The sequence below is a fragment of the Flavobacterium sp. GW823-FHT06G12 genome (genome assembly GCF_058794775.1).
In genome coordinates, this window is the sequence record NZ_JBXAHE010000002.1 from 1003686 (window position 1) to 1021541 (window position 17856).

General features: G+C 33.9%; 16 protein-coding genes and 1 tRNA gene. 9 read left to right on the forward strand and 8 right to left on the reverse strand.

Annotated features, from left to right (window positions below):
• Window positions 1-96: 96 nt before the first annotated feature.
• Window positions 97-178: transfer RNA gene (locus tag AC1Q5Z_RS11270), tRNA-Leu, on the reverse strand.
• 110 nt (window positions 179-288) lie between these two features.
• Here AC1Q5Z_RS11270 and AC1Q5Z_RS11275 point away from each other — a divergent pair.
• From AC1Q5Z_RS11275 to AC1Q5Z_RS11300, 6 genes are all read left to right on the forward strand, one after another.
• Window positions 289-1677, forward strand: coding sequence for a dipeptidase (locus tag AC1Q5Z_RS11275; protein WP_492444857.1), 1389 nt, complete (start codon window positions 289-291; stop codon window positions 1675-1677).
• A gap of 419 nt (window positions 1678-2096) precedes the next feature.
• Window positions 2097-2525 (forward strand): toxin-antitoxin system YwqK family antitoxin, encoded by a 429-nt coding sequence (locus AC1Q5Z_RS11280; RefSeq protein ID WP_492444859.1) that lies wholly within the window; start codon window positions 2097-2099, stop codon window positions 2523-2525.
• A 19-nt stretch (window positions 2526-2544) separates the two neighbouring features.
• Window positions 2545-3507: a DUF6624 domain-containing protein gene (locus AC1Q5Z_RS11285; RefSeq protein WP_492444861.1), complete on the forward strand. Its 963-nt coding sequence runs from the start codon at window positions 2545-2547 to the stop codon at window positions 3505-3507.
• Window positions 3504-3878 (forward strand): BlaI/MecI/CopY family transcriptional regulator, encoded by a 375-nt coding sequence (locus tag AC1Q5Z_RS11290; RefSeq protein ID WP_253787085.1) that lies wholly within the window; start codon window positions 3504-3506, stop codon window positions 3876-3878. The genes AC1Q5Z_RS11285 and AC1Q5Z_RS11290 overlap by 4 nt, the downstream gene beginning before the upstream one ends.
• A complete protein-coding gene (locus AC1Q5Z_RS11295; RefSeq protein ID WP_343589422.1) occupies window positions 3875-5077 on the forward strand; it encodes a M56 family metallopeptidase in 1203 nt (400 codons plus the stop codon). The genes AC1Q5Z_RS11290 and AC1Q5Z_RS11295 overlap by 4 nt, the downstream gene beginning before the upstream one ends.
• Window positions 5078-5210: 133 nt before the next feature.
• Complete coding sequence (locus tag AC1Q5Z_RS11300) at window positions 5211-6353, forward strand: M56 family metallopeptidase (protein WP_492444864.1); 1143 nt, start codon at window positions 5211-5213, stop codon at window positions 6351-6353.
• A gap of 159 nt (window positions 6354-6512) precedes the next feature.
• On the opposite strand, the gene AC1Q5Z_RS11305 is transcribed toward AC1Q5Z_RS11300, so the two are convergent.
• Window positions 6513-7877: a saccharopine dehydrogenase family protein gene (locus AC1Q5Z_RS11305; protein ID WP_492444866.1), complete on the reverse strand. Its 1365-nt coding sequence runs from the start codon at window positions 7875-7877 to the stop codon at window positions 6513-6515.
• A gap of 187 nt (window positions 7878-8064) precedes the next feature.
• On the opposite strand from AC1Q5Z_RS11305, the gene AC1Q5Z_RS11310 reads away from it, so the two are divergent.
• Both AC1Q5Z_RS11310 and pckA read left to right on the forward strand, forming a co-directional pair.
• Entirely contained in the window at window positions 8065-8451 is a 387-nt protein-coding gene (locus AC1Q5Z_RS11310; protein ID WP_278019746.1) for a DUF423 domain-containing protein, read from the forward strand.
• Between the two features lie 301 nt (window positions 8452-8752).
• Complete coding sequence (gene pckA, locus AC1Q5Z_RS11315; RefSeq protein WP_278019745.1) at window positions 8753-10357, forward strand: phosphoenolpyruvate carboxykinase (ATP); 1605 nt, start codon at window positions 8753-8755, stop codon at window positions 10355-10357.
• A 125-nt stretch (window positions 10358-10482) separates the two neighbouring features.
• On the opposite strand, the gene AC1Q5Z_RS11320 is transcribed toward pckA, so the two are convergent.
• Window positions 10483-11541 (reverse strand): phytase, encoded by a 1059-nt coding sequence (locus tag AC1Q5Z_RS11320; RefSeq protein ID WP_343589806.1) that lies wholly within the window; start codon window positions 11539-11541, stop codon window positions 10483-10485.
• A gap of 76 nt (window positions 11542-11617) precedes the next feature.
• The gene (locus AC1Q5Z_RS11325) at window positions 11618-14428 is read right to left on the reverse strand and encodes a TonB-dependent receptor (protein ID WP_343589808.1); all 2811 of its coding nucleotides are present in this window, start codon (window positions 14426-14428) and stop codon (window positions 11618-11620) included.
• A 239-nt stretch (window positions 14429-14667) separates the two neighbouring features.
• Between AC1Q5Z_RS11325 and AC1Q5Z_RS11330 the strand changes: the two genes are divergently transcribed.
• Window positions 14668-15768, forward strand: coding sequence for a DUF4407 domain-containing protein (locus AC1Q5Z_RS11330; RefSeq protein ID WP_343589809.1), 1101 nt, complete (start codon window positions 14668-14670; stop codon window positions 15766-15768).
• Window positions 15769-15912: 144 nt separating this feature from the next.
• On the opposite strand, the gene AC1Q5Z_RS11335 is transcribed toward AC1Q5Z_RS11330, so the two are convergent.
• The 4 genes from AC1Q5Z_RS11335 to AC1Q5Z_RS11350 form a co-directional block, all read right to left on the reverse strand.
• The gene (locus AC1Q5Z_RS11335) at window positions 15913-16617 is read right to left on the reverse strand and encodes a PH domain-containing protein (protein WP_343589811.1); all 705 of its coding nucleotides are present in this window, start codon (window positions 16615-16617) and stop codon (window positions 15913-15915) included.
• A 110-nt stretch (window positions 16618-16727) separates the two neighbouring features.
• Window positions 16728-17096: an MmcQ/YjbR family DNA-binding protein gene (locus tag AC1Q5Z_RS11340; RefSeq protein WP_198854753.1), complete on the reverse strand. Its 369-nt coding sequence runs from the start codon at window positions 17094-17096 to the stop codon at window positions 16728-16730.
• A 6-nt stretch (window positions 17097-17102) separates the two neighbouring features.
• Window positions 17103-17453 (reverse strand): DUF4260 domain-containing protein, encoded by a 351-nt coding sequence (locus tag AC1Q5Z_RS11345; protein WP_492444871.1) that lies wholly within the window; start codon window positions 17451-17453, stop codon window positions 17103-17105.
• On the reverse strand, window positions 17450-17851 hold the full coding sequence (locus AC1Q5Z_RS11350; RefSeq protein WP_492444873.1) for a GNAT family N-acetyltransferase: 402 nt from the start codon (window positions 17849-17851) through the stop codon (window positions 17450-17452). The genes AC1Q5Z_RS11345 and AC1Q5Z_RS11350 overlap by 4 nt, the downstream gene beginning before the upstream one ends.
• Between the last annotated feature and the right edge of the window lie 5 nt (window positions 17852-17856).

Consider the following 17856-nt stretch of genomic DNA (forward strand, 5'->3'; position numbering starts at 1 on the left):
GGTTAAGTTACAAGAAAAGGGGGACTTATTAGGGGAATGGTAAAAACAAAAAAGGCTTAAAAAACTGTTTTCCAGTTGTTTAAGCCTTAATGTTTGTGCGGATAATAGGACTCGAACCTACACGCCTTGCGGCACCAGATCCTAAGTCTGGCACGTCTACCAATTTCGCCATATCCGCGGTAATTGTGGGTGCAAAGATAGGCATACTTTTGAATTATCAAAGCATTTTTTCAAAATTTTTTTTAATTCTCTTTTTTGTACTTTTGGTTTTCTATAAAAATAATTTAAATGGAAAATATTAAGTCCTACGTTCAACAACATAAAGATCGGTTTATCAACGAATTGATCGAATTATTAAAGATTCCGTCGGTTTCTGCCGACACTGCATATTCTCAAGATGTTATTGATACAGCAGAGGCTGTAAAAGAAAGTTTATCAAAAGCAGGGTGCGATTATGTCGAAACTTGCGACACTCCAGGTTACCCAATTATCTACGGAGAGAAAATTATAGATCCAAATCTTCCAACGGTTTTAGTTTACGGCCACTACGACGTACAACCGCCAGATCCATTAGAATTATGGACTTCGCCACCTTTTGAACCCGTTATTAAAACTACAGATATTCACCCAGAAGGTGCCATCTTCGCGCGTGGAGCGTGTGACGACAAAGGTCAGATGTACATGCACGTAAAAGCGCTTGAATTAATGGTGCAAAGCAATACGTTGCCTTGTAACGTAAAATTCATGATCGAAGGTGAAGAAGAAGTAGGTTCTGCAAGTTTGGCTTGGTTCGTAGAGCGCAATCAAGAAAAACTGAAAAACGACGTAATCTTGATTTCAGATACAGGAATGATTTCAAACCAACAGCCGTCTATCACGACAGGTTTAAGAGGTTTGAGTTATGTTGAAGTAGAAGTTACAGGTCCAAACCGCGATTTGCATTCAGGTTTATACGGTGGAGCTGTGGCGAACCCAATTAATATTTTGGCAAAAATGATTGCTTCGCTTCACGACGAAAACAATCATATTACAATTCCAGGTTTCTACGATAAAGTAGAAGAATTATCTGCAGAAGAAAGAGCAGAAATGGCAAAAGCGCCTTTTAGCTTAGAAAAATATAAAAATGCTTTAAACATTGCCGATGTTTATGGTGAAAAAGGGTATGTAACGAACGAAAGAAACTCAATCCGTCCGACATTAGACGTAAACGGAATCTGGGGCGGCTACACTGGCGAAGGTGCTAAAACGGTTATTGCGAGTAAAGCTTTCGCTAAAATCTCAATGCGTTTGGTTCCAAACCAAGAGTGGGAAGAGATTACAGAACTTTTCACAAATCATTTTACAAGTCTTGCTCCAGCTGGAGTTACAGTAAAAGTTACGCCTCACCACGGTGGTCAGGGTTATGTAACGCCAATTGATAGCATCGGATATCAGGCGGCAAATAAAGCATATACAGAAACGTTTGGAGTTCCTGCAATTCCGGTTCGTTCTGGAGGAAGTATTCCGATTGTGGCTTTGTTTGAAAAAGAATTAAAAAGTAAAACCATCTTAATGGGATTTGGTTTAGACAGCGATGCAATTCACTCGCCAAATGAACATTTCGGAATCTTTAATTACTTGAAAGGTATTGAGACTATTCCGTTGTTTTACAAGTATTTTGTGGAGCTTTCTAAGTAGTTTTTTTAACGCAAAGAACGCAAAGGTTTACGCAAAGTTCACTAAGATTTTTTAAGTAAGATTTTATAAAAGTTCGCAAAGCTATATAGATAAAGCTTTGCGAACTTTGCGTTTATAAGCGTAACCTTAAATAAAATCCTTGCGTTCTTTGCGGTTAAGTTTTTTTTTAACCGCAAAGAGCACAAAAGTTTACGCAAAGTTCGCTAAGTTTTTTTAAGTAAGATTTTATAAAAGTTCGCAAAGCTTCATCATAAAGCTTTGCGAACTTTGCGTTTATAGGTGTAAGCTTAAAAAATCCTTGCGTACTTTGCGGTTAAAAAAAAATAACACAAAGAGTGTGAGAAAAAACAAGAAAAAACTTGTTCGTTTGAAATTTAACTCTACATTTGTAGAAACGAATCTATAATTGTAGAGCAATAATGAATTTGAAAAATATCTTTTTAGTATTTCTTTTGGGTTCAATGCTTTTGAGCTGTAAAAGCAAACCGATCAATCAGAAAATTGACAGGAAAAAAGAAGGTGTTTGGATTGATAATTATACGCAGGATGGTACAAATTATAAATCGTATGAATATTATAGAAATGATCTTCCGGTAAAAAAGTGGAAATCATATATTAACGGAAAAATCTACAAAACAGAAAAATATAAAAACGGAATCTGTATCGTAAAGAGTTATTACGAAAACGGAAAATTGGAATCGAAAGGGAAAACAAAATTAGAAACGAATTCGGTTGAAACGCATTGGTTTTATTTTGGAGAATGGAAGTTTTATTCGGACAAAGGGAAATTAAAAGGAATCAAAAATTACGACAAAGGAGAATTGATTTCGGAACAAAATATTAAATAGACAAACTAACCTCTAAACCATGAAAAAATTAATCACGCTTTCTTTTCTTTTAATGAACTGCTTTTTCTTGCAAGCTCAAACGTATAAAGAATGGGTTCACAAAGCAGATTCTTGCTATACGGCAAAAAACTATGAGTTGTCTGTTTCGTATTACGAAAAAGCTTTTAAAATAGAACAGAAAGACAATCGAGACTTATACAACGCAGGTTGTTCTGCTTCTATGGCAAAAAGGAATAAAAAAGCATTTAAATGGCTGAATCTTTCTATCGATAACGGATACGAGAATATGTCGCATATTAAAATTGATAATGATTTAAAACCTTTGCATTCAGAAAAAGAATGGAATAAGACAATTGATAAACTGCAAAAGAAGTTAGATGTTATTGGGGCAAATTATGATAAAGTGCTGGAAAAACAACTTGCGGAGATTTATACCGAAGATCAGGAAATTCGTGGAGAATTTATGAATGTTTATAGAGCTACTAAACCTGATAAAAAGAAAATTGACAGCATTGGTAAAATTATGCAAAGAAAAGACAGTATTAACCTTATTAAGGTGATGAAAATACTGGACGAAAAAGGCTGGTTAGGGAAAAATGTTGTAGGCTCTCAGGGAAATCAGACTTTATTTCTGGTGATTCAGCATGCCGATTTAGAATATCAGCAAAAATATCTGCCTATGATGAGAGAGGCGGTTAAAGACGGAAATGCCAATCCAGCAAATCTGGCTTATTTAGAAGATAGAGTTGCTTTGAGAGAAGGAAAAAAACAAATTTATGGCAGTCAGAGTTCAAAGAATAAAAAGACTGGTAAAATTTGTATTGCACCAATGATAGATCCAGATAATGTAGATAAAAGGCGTGCAGAAGTTGGACTTGGAACTATGGCCGACTATGCAGTAAAACTAAATATTGACTGGAACTTGGAGGAATATAAAAAGGAATTGGCTGAAACAGAAAAACTTGAAAATACAAAACCATGATACAATTATCAAACTCAGAAGAACAGTTAATGGAGCATTTATGGAAGCTTGAAAAAGCTTTTATGAAAGATTTGCTGGAAGCGTATCCGGAACCAAAACCGGCAACAACAACCGTGGCAACGCTTTTAAAACGAATGATCGATAAGAAATTTGTGGCGTATAACGAATTTGGGAATTCGAGAGAATATTATCCTTTAGTAAAGAAAACAGACTATTTTGCAAAACACGTAAAAGGACTGATTAGTAATTTCTTTAATAATTCGGCATCGCAATTTGCTTCGTTTTTTACTACCGAAACCAATTTGTCGGCTTCGGAATTGGAAGATCTTAAAAAAATAATCGATTCAGAAATTCAAAAAAAGAAGAAATGATAGCTTTTATTGTAAAATCGACAGTCGCTTTATGTGTTTTTTTAGCTTTTTATCATTTGATCTTAGAGCGAGAAAAAATGCATCAGTTTAATAGGTTCTTTTTGCTTTTTGCAATTGCGATTTCCTTTGCGATTCCGTTTATCTCATTTGAAATTATCAAAGAAATTCCTGTAGATTTTTCAAGGCAAGTTGCTATTAGTCAGCATGCGCTAAATACGCCGATTCATCAAACAGCGGAAAAAGTAGATTATAAATTTATTCTTTTATGGACTTTATACGCAATCGTAATGCTGTTGATGGCGGTAAGGTTTGGAAGAAATATTTGGAAGATTTTTTCCAGAATTGGCAATTCTCCAAATGTAGAATTTAAGAATTCAAAATTGGTTTTGGTAAAAGAAAAAATAGTGCCACATACCTTTTTGCATTACATTTTTATCAATTTAGAAGATTATAAAAAGCAAAATATTGAAGCCGAATTGTACACGCACGAATTGGTTCATGTGCATCAAAAACATACTTTGGATATTCTCTTTATAGAGTTTTTAAAAGTTGTTTTTTGGTTTAACCCGATCTTTTTGTTTTATAAAAAAGCAATACAACTCAATCACGAATTTCTTGCCGATCAAGAAATTGTGAAAACTTATAATAATGTTCCGTTTTACCAAAATTTACTTTTAACAAAAGGAAGCGAGAAACAAACGATTTACTTGGCCAGTAATTTGAATTATTTAGTAACAAAAAAACGATTAATAATGATGAAAAAAAGAACATCAAAAAACACAGCGTTTTTAAAGAAAATTGCTGTAGTGCCTCTGGTCACGATTTTAATGTTGCTGTTATGCATGAAAACAGTTGCACAAGAAGTGAAAACAGAAGTAAAAAGTAGTACAAGTAAAAATTCTTCTGATGAGAAAACAGTTGTTTCAAAAGATAAAAAACAGGAGGTGATTGTAAAGGAAAAATCTGTTAAGTTAACAGACAAGAAGAAAACCAAAGTTTCGTCTCAGCCAGCAGTTGCTTCAAAAAAAACGCAGGATGTAAAAGAGAATGAAGCTTTAAATAAAAAACAAGAATCTGGTTCTGAGGTGAGTGCTATAATTAGCGAAAGTGAAGGAAGAGTAAAAGAACGAAGAAAATCTTATGGTTATCAAGATATGAAGTTTGATACTACAATGTTTAGAAGACCACAAAATCCTTGAGAATAAAACATTCTTAAAAAAGGTAAATAATCGATTCAGAAAAAAAGAAAAAATGATAACATATCTTTTAAAATCCGGTTTGCTGCTAGCTGTGTTTTATGCAGTGTATAAATTGTTATTAGAAAACGAAAGAATGTTTCGCTTTAATCGTGTCTATCTTCTCGGAAGTTTAATTTTTAGCCTAGTTATTCCGCTGCAATTGTTTTCGATTGCATCATTTTTTCCGTCAAAAATTAAAACAATTCAGCTGGATGAAATAATGATCGTGGCTAATAAATCAATCTTAAATGAAGTTTCATACAATGAAATCGTATATTTCTTTTTAGGTGTAATTTATCTTCTAATTGCAACAATTTTACTGATTCGATTTGCTATAAATGTGTCTTCCTTTTTCTTGAAAATGAAAAAGAATTCGGTACAATTTATAGACAATCAGAAACTTGTTTTAATGAAAGAATCGATTTTGCCACACTCTTTCTGGAATGCTATTTTTATTGGTAAAGAAGATTTTGCAAATGGAAAAATTCCATCAGAATTAATCGCTCATGAAAAAGCACATTTAGAGCAAAAACATACTTTGGATATTCTTTTTGTTGAGGTTTTACAAATCGTATTTTGGTTTAATCCGATGTTTGTTTTGTTTGAAAAAGCCATAAAACTCAATCATGAATTTTTGGCCGATGAAGCTGTAAACAAACAATTTGATGAAGTTAAAAGCTATCAGAACTTATTGTTGCAATTTGCTTCAAATAAACAAACTGTTTCGTTGGCAAGTACTATCAATTACCAAATAACTAAAAAACGTTTACTTATGATGACAAAAGAGAAATCGCCATTTTTAATGATTTTGAAAGCGAGTTGTGTGATTGCTGTTTCAGTTGTATTGTTAATTGCTTTTAATTCGGAAGCAGTTGCACAATCAAGTGATAATTTGACAACTAAAAAAGATAATTACATTAACTATATTGAGGCTAGTGTAAAAAAGCCACAATTTCCTGGCGGAATAGAAAAGTTCTATATGTTTGTGGGACAAAATTTTAAAATGCCAGAAGAATTTTCGAAACAAAAAATAGAAGGCAAGCTTTTTATTGAGTTTATGGTTGAAAAAGACGGGAGTTTGTCTGAATTTAAAATTGTAAAAGATTTAGGATATGGAGCAGGAGAGGAAGCAATAAGAGTTTTGAAACTTTCGCCAAAATGGATTCCCGCAACCGAAAATGGCCAAGCCGTTCGAGTTTTGTATTCATTGCCTATAACGCTTCAAAGTGAGAAGTAGAGGTTCAGAGTAGCAAAGGTTCAAAGGTTTTTCTCTGTGCCTTTGAATCTTTGCCTCTTTGCAACTCAAAATAAAAAAAATCCGCTTCTTGATGGGAGAAGCGGATAAAATCAAAAAACTAATTTAAAAAAAATTCTAAAAATAAACATGCAATCTAGACTAAAACAAATCTGGATTGTAACCAAAATAAGGTACATTTTGTTCGTTAAAAATGACCCCATATTCTTCTAACTCTTTCAAAATAGGTTCGTAAACTTCCTTTTTAATAGGAAGTTGTACACCTGGAGTTGTAATTTTTCCGTTTAAAATCAATAATGTAGCAATAGCAACCGGAAGTCCGACTGTTTTTGCCATTGCGGTATAAGTTTGGTCATCGCCAATACAAACCATTTTAGAATCGATTTGTTTCTTTTCTCCATTTAGTTCATAACCAAATTTGTGGTACATCACAATCATATCTTTATCTTCTGGTTCAAGAGCCCAGCTGTCAGTTAAGATTTTTTCCAAAATCTGAGCTGGAGTTGCTTTAGGAAGATTTACTTTTTTGTTTGGGTTAAATAAATCCAATTCCAGAAGTTTATCCCACATAATATCGTCTTGATCGATTTTTAAGATCAGACGTGTTTTAATTTCAGCTGAATCTGTTGGATGATAAGGTAGAAAAGAATTGATAAACTGACGGTAGCTCATGTTTTCAGAATCTTCTATAATATAGCTGTCATCTGTCATGCCGAGCTGTACAAACATGTTCCAAGCTCTAGAAAAACCAACTCTTCTAATAGTTCCTCTATATAAGGTAAGAATATCATCTAGACCATAAACCGAACGGTATTTAAGAGAATCGCGATTAGAATAGGCTTCAAATTTCCCGTAGCCTTCTACTTCCAGAAATTCAGTTCTTCTAAACAAAGCGCTGTACGGAATGTATTTATAAGTGCCTTCCTGAATAAACTTCGCTGCACCACCTTGTCCCGCCAAAACAACGTTTCTTGGCGCCCAAGTAAATTTGTAGTTCCATAAATTATTGTCAGATTCTGGAGCTACTAAACCTCCGCAGAAAGATTCAAACAAAATCATTTTACCGCCTTTAGATCTGATTTCGTCAATGACTTTCATGGCGCTCATATGATCGATGCCTGGATCGAGGCCAATTTCGTTCATAAAAATCAAATTGTTTTTAATGGCTTCTTCGTTTAAAGCCTGCATGGCATCGCTTATATAAGATGCGGTAACAAGATGTTTTTTGAATTCCAAACAGTCTTTTGCAATTTCGATATGCAGATGCGCAGGAAGCATTGAAATTACTATTGATGCATTTGCAATAGCTTTTTTTCTTTCTTCTGCATTAAAAATATCTAAGGCAATCGGTGTGGCATTAGGATGATCTTGTGTTTTTGCTTTCGCAAGATTCAATGAAAGGTCCGCTACAGTCAAATGTAGTTGTTCTTCATTAGATTTCGATAATAAATATCGAATCAAAGACGATGCAGATCTTCCTGCTCCAAATATTAAAATGTTTCTCATGCTTTAAATATTTAACACAAATATATTTAAATGTTATAAATATAACAATTCAAATTAAAGAAAATAAAATTATTTTTTTCGCAAAACCCAAAAAATAATTTGATTTTGTTCTAAATAATCCAGAAACAACGGCGGTTTTTCAGTTCGTTTGAAGTATTTTTGTTTGAAATTTCAAAAGAGATATATTATGAAAAGAAGAATCGTTTTAACTGGAGCTTTTATTGGTATGTTAGCTATTATTTTGGGTGCTTTTGGTGCTCATTTATTAAAAAAATATCTTTCGGTTGACCAATTAAATACTTTTGAAGTTGGTGTTCGTTACCAAATGTATCACGCTCTATTTCTTCTGTTTTTATCTACACAAAAAGAACTTGCAGAAAAGACCTTAAAAACGATCTATAATTTCGTTGTTGCAGGTGTTGTTCTTTTTAGCGGTTCGATCTATTTATTGGCAACAAAAGACTACACTTTGTTTGAATCTAAAATTATAGTATTCGCAACTCCAGTAGGTGGTTTTCTATTAATTATTGCCTGGACGCTATTATTCTTTACGATTTTGAAGAGAAAATCATAAAATCCCGAAAAAAAAATTCTGTCTAAGAATTAATCTTTAATTTTGTCACATAAATAACATATAACTTTATTTGTGTGACTTTTTTGTATTTTCTGTTGTCAAACAAAAATAATATAACAAAATCACGCATTAGGTTGTAAATAAACAAATTAGAAGCGATTATTTTTTTCTTTTTATAATTTTTAAAGTGAAATTTCTCTTTTTTCATATAAATTAAAGTGAAATTTAAGTATTTTAAAAGAAATAAAAATAAATCTGTAATTTTGCTTTAAACAAAAAATCACACACAACTTAAAAACTTATGGACACTAATACAGTTTTCGCGCAATCGATTTCGTTAAAAGAGTTAGGAATTGAAAATGCAAAAGTTCGTTATCAACTATCTGCAGATGAATTACATGCGATTACTTTGCAGTCAGGTCAAGGTGTTGAAAATTCTACTGGAGCGTTAGCAATTAATACAGGTGAATTTACAGGCCGTTCTCCACAAGATCGTTTTATCGTAAAAGATGATATTACAAAAGATCAAGTTTGGTGGGGAAATGTAAATATCCCATTTGAACCCCAAGCTTTTGAAAAGCTTTATAATAAGGTAACAGCATTTTTATCAGACAAAGAAGTTTTTGTTCGCGATTCTTATGTTTGTTCTGATCCAAATTATAGATTGAATGTACGTGTTGTAACAGAAACTGCTTGGTCAAACTTGTTTTGCTACAATATGTTCTTAAGACCAGAAGATTCTGAACTGGCAAATTTTACTCCAGAATGGACAGTAGTTTGTGCTCCAAGTTTTATGGCAGATCCTGCTGTAGACGGAACACGCCAGTCTAATTTTGCTATTTTAGATTTTACTAAAAAAATTGCTTTAATTGGAGGAACAGGTTATACAGGAGAAATGAAGAAAGGAATTTTCTCTGCATTAAACTTTATTCTTCCAGTTTTCAAAAATACACTTCCAATGCACTGCAGCGCCAATGTTGGTGAAGCAGGAGATACAGCAATCTTCTTCGGATTGTCTGGTACTGGTAAAACAACTTTATCTGCAGATCCAGAGCGTAAATTAATCGGTGACGATGAGCATGGATGGACAAACGAAAACACTGTTTTCAATTTTGAAGGCGGATGTTATGCAAAAGTGATTAATTTAACAGAAGAAAATGAACCAGATATTTTTAGAGCAATCAAAAAAGGAGCGCTTTTAGAAAATGTGGTTTTCAAAGCAGGGACAAACGTAGTTGATTTTGACGATGTTTCTATTACACAAAATACTCGTGTAAGTTACCCAATTACACATATTGATAATGTTCAGCCAGGTTTGGTTGGACACAATCCAAAAAATATATTTTTCTTAACAGCCGATTCTTTCGGAATTTTGCCTCCAATCTCAAGATTGACTCCAGGTCAGGCAGCGTACCACTTTATTTCTGGTTATACAGCAAAAGTTGCTGGAACAGAAGCGGGTGTAACAGAGCCGCAACCTAATTTCTCTGCTTGTTTTGGAGCGCCATTTATGCCTTTGCATCCAACGCGTTATGCTGAAATGTTGAGCAAAAAAATGAAAGATGCAGGAGTAAAAGTTTGGTTAATCAATACAGGATGGACTGGAGGAGCTTACGGAACAGGAAGCCGTATGAAGCTTAAATATACTCGTGCTATGATTACTGCTGCATTAAAAGGAGAATTAAACGATGTAGCGTTTAAAAATCATGAAGTATTTGGAATTGAAATTCCTCAAGATTGTCCAAATGTTCCAGTGGAAATTTTAAATCCTAGAAATACTTGGGAAGACAAAGATTTATACGATAAAAAAGCGTTGGAATTAGCACATAAATTCAAAGCTAATTTCGCCAAATTTGAAGAGTTTGCAAATGCTGAAATCTTAGCAGGTGCACCGATTACAGAATAAAAGGAATTATTTAATTCAAAATAAAAAAGCTGTTCAGAAATGAACAGCTTTTTTTAGTTGGTTTCCAATCGCAGTAAAAAAAATAGACACTGAACACGGGACTGCGACTGAAAACCTTGAAACTTTTATTTTTTAGCTTCGTCTATGCGTTTTTGGATCAAATCCCAAGCATAATAATGGAAAGTCATTCCGTTGCTCATCGCCACGAAAAGTCCGTTTTTGAATTTTGGCCCTAAATTTACACTAGTAGCATCGGCACCATCACATTCAATTGTAGAAGTTGGAACTTCCGCCAATAACGGATGATTGTTTGGATTTCCGTTGGCGCCTTCTCTTGGGTAAACCATAAAAGAATTTGCCTGCTGGTTAGATACTAAAATATATCCTGTAGAATCTGTTTTTTTGTAGATCGCGATTCCTTCGTGGTCTGCTTTGAAATCTTTCTGACCAAAGAAAGCCAATTCTTTATTATCGTTTAAAGCCGGGTCTGCTTTGTATTTTCTTATTCCAGCTTGTTCATCGCAATAGTACACAAAACCTAATTCGTTGTCTACTGCAATAGCTTCGATTTCTTTCTTTCCGCTGTACGTTCCAAATTTGCGAACCACTTTCGCAACAGCAAATTTGCCATTTCCAGAAAGTTCATATTGCCATAAATAACTTCCAGAAGGTCCCGTTTTTCTTCCTACAATAGCAAAAATCTTCCCATCGCTTGGACGAGTGTATAATGAAACTCCCATTGGATCGCGTTGCGTTTCTCCTTCAAAAACAGGAATTCCGCCGTTATCAATTGGCTCTAAATCAGGTAAACTGAAAATTCTGATTTTGTTTTCTTCACGTTCTGTTGTTACGGCAACATCAACTTTTTTTCCGTCAATGATTAATCCGTAAGCGATATCAACGTTGTTAGGACGTTTTAACGGAATTGATTTTTTAAGGATTTTTCCATTCAAATCAAAAGCATACAAACCTCCGTCTGTGTCTTTATCTGTTCCAACAATAATACTCTTTGACGCATCAGTTGGATTGATCCAAATTGAAGGATCATCTGTGTCGTGAGGAAGTGCTTCTGTAACAATTGTTGGTTTTACAGCATTTGGCTGAACGGGCGCTAATTTATCGTTTTTACAAGCTGTAAAAGCTAAGCCTAAGAGTAAAAAAGCAACTAAAGATTTATTTTTCATTTGTATAGTATATTTTAATGCAATTAGACAGAGCATTAAACTCTGTCTAATTTAAGAATTTTATAAAAGTGCAGCATTACAAGTCTAATTTCAATCCGAAATTGTAACGAGGCTGGTAGTATTCTGCTTGTTTAGTATGAGCCGCAACTCCTTGGTAGTAACGTAACGGCTGGTTTGTTAAGTTGTTTGCTTCAGCAAAAACACGTAATTGCTTTGTGATCTTATAAGAAGCATTTGCATCTAAGAAAAACTGTTTGTCATAGTAACTGTCTTTGTAAGACTCAGAACCTAATTCATCTAAATAATCAGATGTAAAGTTGGTTGAGATTCTTGCAGAGAAACGTTTGTTTTCCCAAGATAAAGATCCGTTAAACATGTGAGGTGTTGTTCCAGGAAGACTGATGTCGTTTCTTTCGTTTCCATCCTCATCAGCAATACCTTTTGCTTTAGATTGTGTATAAGTATAGTTTAAGTAGATTGCAAAACCTTTTAAGAATTTACCAGGCAAGAAATCTAATTGGCGTTGGAACGCAACTTCAAATCCGTAAACATCAACATTTTTTCCATTTCTTGATTGTAAGAACGACCAGTTTTCTCCCGCAGGAATTGGGTTTACTTGATTAGGGAAATCTGCGGCAAATTTCGCATCAGTATATTGATTGTCGCTGTAGTTGTAAATGAAATCATTTAATCTTTTGTAGAAAACACCTCCAGAAATTAAACCAACAGATTTGAAATAGTTCTCTGCCATGAAATCATAATTGTATGAGTAAGTAGCTTTAAGATCTGGATTTCCAGCTGTAATTTCTTTATCTGCAGCGATATTGTTTACATAAGGAGCTAATGCGTAATAGTTAGGTCTAGCTAAAGCTGTTGTAGCAGCTGCTCTTAAAACTAAATCTTTTGTTGCATTGTATTGGAATGAAATGCTTGGCAATAAATTAGTGTAAGAGTTGGTGTTGTTGATTTTGCTTTCTAATTCTTCCTCGTCTAATACACGGTTTCCTGTGTAGTCAATGTGCGTGTTTTCCATACGGAAACCTAAAACCATAGAAAGTTTATCGTTAAAATCCTGATCCCATCTTACGTAAGCAGCAGTAATTCTTTCTTTAGCATTATAGTTTACAGCTAAATATTCTGCTGGATCTGCTTCTTTTTCGAATAGAGAAGCATTATTCAAATCTAAACTTCCTAAGAAAGAAGCTGAAGCAAAAGTTCCTGGTACATATTTGCTTCCTGGATTAAAATCTTTTCCGTCATAATAACTTGTTGGAACTTGAGATAATAATTCCATATCATCGTTTAGTGGAGTATAAGAATAGAACATATTGTTTCTTTCTTTTTCTTTTAAACGAAGTCTAAGACCAGTTCTCAATCTTCCTTTTTCTCCAGCAATTACAGAGAAAGGGAAACGGATATTTACTTTTGCGCCAAACTCGCTTTCGCTTGTTTCGTCTGTGTTTTCAGTAACAGAATCAAATTTAAATTCGTCAACAGATTCTCCAACTGTTGTTATTAAAGGAAATCTGATATCAGATAAATCTTCAAACATTTCTAAACCTTTCTGACGGTATTCGATATAACGCTCACCCGGACGGTATTCTCTTGCTTTTGCATAGTTAGCAGACCAATCTAAATCTAATGTAGAATTGATTAAGTGCTCTCCACGAATAGAATAATTTTGTACTCTTTGGTCTTCTAATCTTCTGTTTTTATTTCTGCTGTTGTCTAAACCTCCTTTTGTCTGACGTTTTACACGACCTTCAAAACCAACAATTTCTTCACCATTATAGAGAGGTTCGATATCATCGTAAGTAGTTCTAAAACGGTTTTCTCTATCATCTCTCCAGTTGTAGATTGCATTAGCAAAAATCGTATTGTTATCGTTGAATTTATAATCTAAAGCAACAGAAGCACTACGACGGATACGTTGTACATCATATTTTCTAATTTCTGAAGCTTGTAAATATTGATTTCCAAAATCATCTTTTACCCACTCGTTTTCGATGTTATCAGAACCATAATCAACATTGTTGTAAGATCCGCTAAAAACTACTCCAAGTTTATCATTAGCAAAACGGTTACCGTAAACAAAACCAGCAGTATAAGAAGCGTGGTCACGAATTGGCAAATATCCTCCAGCAAGAGTTGCAGAAATTCTTTCTCCGTTTGGAGTTGCTCTTGTAATTAAGTTTACAGAACCTCCAATTGCATCGGCATCCATATCTGATGTAAGCGTTTTGTTTACTTCGATTGTAGAAATCATATCAGATGGAATTAAGTCCATTTGTACGTTTCTATTATCTCCTTCTGCAGATGGAATTCTGTCACCATTTAAAGTTACAGAGTTCAAAGATGGAGCCAAACCTCTAATAATAATGTTACGCGCTTCACCTTGGTCATTTTGCATGGTAATACCAGGAACGCGTTTTAAAGCGTCTCCAACGTTAGCATCAGGAAAACGTCCCATTTGATCAGAAGAAATTACGTTTCCGATGTTTTTGTTGTTCTTTTGTTGGTTCAGCGCTTTTGCTTGACCTTTTAAGATGTCTCCAACAACAACTTCTTTCAATTCATTTTCAGAAGCTTTAAGAGCAAAGTCAATTACATTGTTTTTTCCTTGCTCTACTTTTATTTCTTGAGTTAAAGTAGCATATCCAATATATTTTACTTCAACTTTGTAAGTTCCTTCGTTAATATTTAATAACTCGAAACGACCGTTATAATCAGAAACGGTGTATTTTTTCTCGCCTACAATTTGAACCATAGCTCCAGGAAGAGGCAGTTTGTCATCGGCGTCTAATATCTTTCCAGATATAATCGCTTTCTGTGCAAAACCTGTAAAGGCGAATAAAAAGAATGCTGTTAATAGATAAAAATTTTTCATTGTGTGTGTTTAGTTTGATTTTCGGTTGCGAAACTAAGACCTACGTATTACTAAAGCCTTGAAAAAAAATTAACATAGTGTTATGATTCCTGGCCAACATTAGAGATAGATTAATGTTAAAATAACATTTAAAAAAAAGAAATTTTATAGAATCGATTAAAAACAAATTGACTATTTACCTGAGAATTAAATTTTTGGCGCTAAATTTGCCGTATCATCTTAATCAAAAATCATCAATCATGTTAAAACAATTTTTTATCCTATGTTCAGGAGTCGACCGAGACATCCTGAAAGACTGCTCAGAAGGCGAACAAACCAAATATGTTGGTATTGGAGCCACGGTGTTCTTTACAGCAGTAATGGCTTTTCTAGCCAGTGCTTATGCACTTTTTACCGTTTTCGATTCTATTTATCCAGCTTTAATTTTCGGATTTGTTTGGAGTTTACTAATCTTCAATTTAGACCGATTCATTGTTTCTACTATTAAGAAAAGAGATCGTTTCTTAGACGAATTTTTGCAAGCAACTCCGCGTATTGCTTTGGCTATTATTATTGCTATTGTAATTTCGAAACCTTTGGAGATTAAAATCTTCGAAAAAGAAATCAATACCGTTTTGCTTAAAGAGAAAAACGAAATGGAATTGGCCAACAAGAAACAAATTGGAACGTATTTCAAAACAGATTTAGATAAAAATAAAGCTGAGATTGCGGCATTAAAAGCTGATATTGTAAAGAAAGAAAAAGAAGTAAACGATTTGTATTCGGTTTATATTACCGAAGCCGAAGGAACTGCGGGAACTAAGAAATTAGGAAAAGGCCCAGTTTATAAAGAAAAGAGAGAAAAGCATGATGCGGCTCTGAAAGAATTCGAAACGCTGAAAAAGACCAACGAAGCTAAAATTGCCGAAAAAGAAAAAGCAGGCGTACAGCTTCAAGCCGATTTAGACAAAAAGGTTTCGCAAACACAGCCAATCATTGAAGGTTTCGATGGATTAATGGCGCGTATTAATGCATTGAATAAACTGCCTTGGCTGCCATCATTTTTTATTATGCTGTTGTTTCTGGCAATTGAAACATCGCCTATTATTGCTAAATTATTAGCACCAAAAGGAGAATTCGACTTCAAGCAAGAAGAAGCCGAAACAGCCATGAAAGCGACTTTGGCACAAAACAAATACCAACGTGAATTATTAGTTAAAACTAGTGCCGAAATGCACGATAAAGTTTATGCTGACATTGCTGAAGATAAAGGTTTATTTGATCTGCAGCGAAAAAATGCAAAAGAGTTACTGGAACTGCAATCGCATAAATTTGTAGAAAAGCAGAAGGCTACGCTTTAGTCTTAAAGTCGAAAGTCGAAAGTCTCAAAGTCGAATTGCAGATTTAAAAAGAACAAGCCAGAAATAGAAATTCTATTTCTGGCTTTTATTATTTAGACAAAGTCAAAAACTTTAAGACTTTCGACTTTTGACTTTAAGACTAACCTACATGTAACTTAATATCTCTTTTTTATAAGCATCATATTCTCCTTGCATGATTAGACCATTGTCAAGAAGTTTTTTGTAATTCTGTAATTTATCAAAAAGTTCTTCTTTAGATAAATCACTTAATCTGCGTTCTCCAGCTGGTTGAGTTGGCTGAGTTGGAAGTGGTTCGTAAGTTTCTGTAACAGCTGGCGCAGCTGGTAAAATTTCAGCAAAGCTAGTTACTTCTTCAGTTTCTATTTCTTCTATTTCGTCTTCAACTTCTGCTTCTTCCACAATTTCTTGAACCGGAGCCGCTGCTTGAACAGGATTTTTTAATAAATCTAATTGTTCTTTAGCATAGGTATACATTTTTCTAGCCTGAATTTTCGGAATATAATCTATAGAAAGAATCAGGTCAGTATTAGTGCTAAATGAAAATTCAGAACCTAAAATATTTTCTTTTACAAATGAGCTTGTAATATCATCCCAAGTATAATCTGTAAAATTCATTGAAAGGCCTAAGTTTTTAGGCGTGCAAATAATAATACGTTTATTAGTTAAGATTATACTATCTGGAAAAACAGTAATAGCGGGTTTTTTCTGCACTGCGATATATCCAACCTCTTCGCCTTTCATTAATAAATCTGTAAGTTTCGAAGTGATTTTTTCAATCGCTTTTGGATCTTGTTCTTCGTTCAGAAATTTTTTAAATTGTTCTTTCATGATTGTTATAAGTTGCTAAGTCACACTGTAACTAAGTTGCTAAGATTTTTTTCTAACGATGCAAATGTAATGCCTAATTTTCTAATTGCTTCGCCTGTTCGATAAAAATTTTATCTCGAGTCGGTTATTTCAATTTGAATTTTCTTTGTCAAACTTTTGAAAACTAATTCGTACGAATGATCTATAAGTTCTTTCACAAATTTATCAGGCAAACCTCCATTTAAGGCCACAGTATTCCAATGTACTTTGCTCATATGAAAACCCGGCTGTATCTCGTCATATTCTGCTCTGAGTTCCTGTGCGCGTTCTGGATCACATTTTAAATTTGTCGATTGCTCATTTTTTTCCCATTGCGAAAGAGAAGACAAAGCAAACATTTTTCCGCCCACTTTAAAAACCAGCGTATCTTCATCAAAAGGAAAGTGCTCGCTGACACCTTTTTTCGACAAACAATATTCGTAAAACGTTTCTAAATTCATAATTGTTTATTTACCAATTTCACCTAAATGTGTGTATTTAAAACCTTTTTCATATTTCAGTCCATAACCAAAAATACGATCCATTGCTGAATGTGAAAATAATATAATTCCAGCTAATTGAATACTCTCAATGCTTAAATAACATCCTAAAGCATAAATTAAAAGCGCAATTCCTTTATGATGAAATAAATTATAAGCAAATGCACCTGCTTTGTTTCCAAAAGCATATCCAATCATAGATAAATCGGGAGTCAAAATTAAAGCCAAAAACCACCACCATTCATAATTTAAACGGTTGAATAAAAATATTCCGAGAACAAATAAAGCGACTTCCTCAAGTTTTAAAACTGTTTTCATTTTATTATTTTTTCCATCATCTTTTCAGGATGATTCAGTTTTGTAAATCCGAACTTCTCGTATAAAAAGTGAGCGTCGGTAGTTGCTAATCGCCAGATTTTAACTTCTTGCAATTGAGGATCGTTCATCAAAGCTTCAATTAAAATGGATGAAAACCCTTTTCCGCGATGCTCTTCAGTAATAAAAACATCCATTAAATAAGCAAAAACGACATAATCGGTTATCACACGTGCGAAACCAATTTGTTTGCCATCTAAATAAATTCCAAAACAGACAGAAGCATCAATCGTACGCTGGACTTCTTCCATGGTTCGCCCTGCAGCCCAATAAATGTCTTTTAAAAAGTTCTGTATAAACGGAACGTCGAGTTTTGTTTTATCTGTAGAAACAGTAATCATATTGT

What these genes read in the sequence shown, in the direction of transcription:
- AC1Q5Z_RS11310 (WP_278019746.1), top strand. Translation starts at nt 8,065, where the DNA reads ATGAAAAGAAGAATCGTTTTAACTGGAGCTTTTATTGGTATGTTAGCT.
- AC1Q5Z_RS11275 (WP_492444857.1), top strand. Translation starts at nt 289, where the DNA reads ATGGAAAATATTAAGTCCTACGTTCAACAACATAAAGATCGGTTTATC.
- AC1Q5Z_RS11295 (WP_343589422.1), top strand. Translation starts at nt 3,875, where the DNA reads ATGATAGCTTTTATTGTAAAATCGACAGTCGCTTTATGTGTTTTTTTA.
- AC1Q5Z_RS11345 (WP_492444871.1), bottom strand. Translation starts at nt 17,453, where the DNA reads ATGAAAACAGTTTTAAAACTTGAGGAAGTCGCTTTATTTGTTCTCGGA.
- AC1Q5Z_RS11335 (WP_343589811.1), bottom strand. Translation starts at nt 16,617, where the DNA reads ATGAAAGAACAATTTAAAAAATTTCTGAACGAAGAACAAGATCCAAAA.
- AC1Q5Z_RS11340 (WP_198854753.1), bottom strand. Translation starts at nt 17,096, where the DNA reads ATGAATTTAGAAACGTTTTACGAATATTGTTTGTCGAAAAAAGGTGTC.
- AC1Q5Z_RS11325 (WP_343589808.1), bottom strand. Translation starts at nt 14,428, where the DNA reads ATGAAAAATTTTTATCTATTAACAGCATTCTTTTTATTCGCCTTTACA.
- AC1Q5Z_RS11290 (WP_253787085.1), top strand. Translation starts at nt 3,504, where the DNA reads ATGATACAATTATCAAACTCAGAAGAACAGTTAATGGAGCATTTATGG.
- AC1Q5Z_RS11285 (WP_492444861.1), top strand. Translation starts at nt 2,545, where the DNA reads ATGAAAAAATTAATCACGCTTTCTTTTCTTTTAATGAACTGCTTTTTC.
- pckA (WP_278019745.1), top strand. Translation starts at nt 8,753, where the DNA reads ATGGACACTAATACAGTTTTCGCGCAATCGATTTCGTTAAAAGAGTTA.
- AC1Q5Z_RS11280 (WP_492444859.1), top strand. Translation starts at nt 2,097, where the DNA reads ATGAATTTGAAAAATATCTTTTTAGTATTTCTTTTGGGTTCAATGCTT.
- AC1Q5Z_RS11330 (WP_343589809.1), top strand. Translation starts at nt 14,668, where the DNA reads ATGTTAAAACAATTTTTTATCCTATGTTCAGGAGTCGACCGAGACATC.
- AC1Q5Z_RS11320 (WP_343589806.1), bottom strand. Translation starts at nt 11,541, where the DNA reads ATGAAAAATAAATCTTTAGTTGCTTTTTTACTCTTAGGCTTAGCTTTT.
- AC1Q5Z_RS11305 (WP_492444866.1), bottom strand. Translation starts at nt 7,877, where the DNA reads ATGAGAAACATTTTAATATTTGGAGCAGGAAGATCTGCATCGTCTTTG.
- AC1Q5Z_RS11350 (WP_492444873.1), bottom strand. Translation starts at nt 17,851, where the DNA reads ATGATTACTGTTTCTACAGATAAAACAAAACTCGACGTTCCGTTTATA.
- AC1Q5Z_RS11300 (WP_492444864.1), top strand. Translation starts at nt 5,211, where the DNA reads ATGTTTCGCTTTAATCGTGTCTATCTTCTCGGAAGTTTAATTTTTAGC.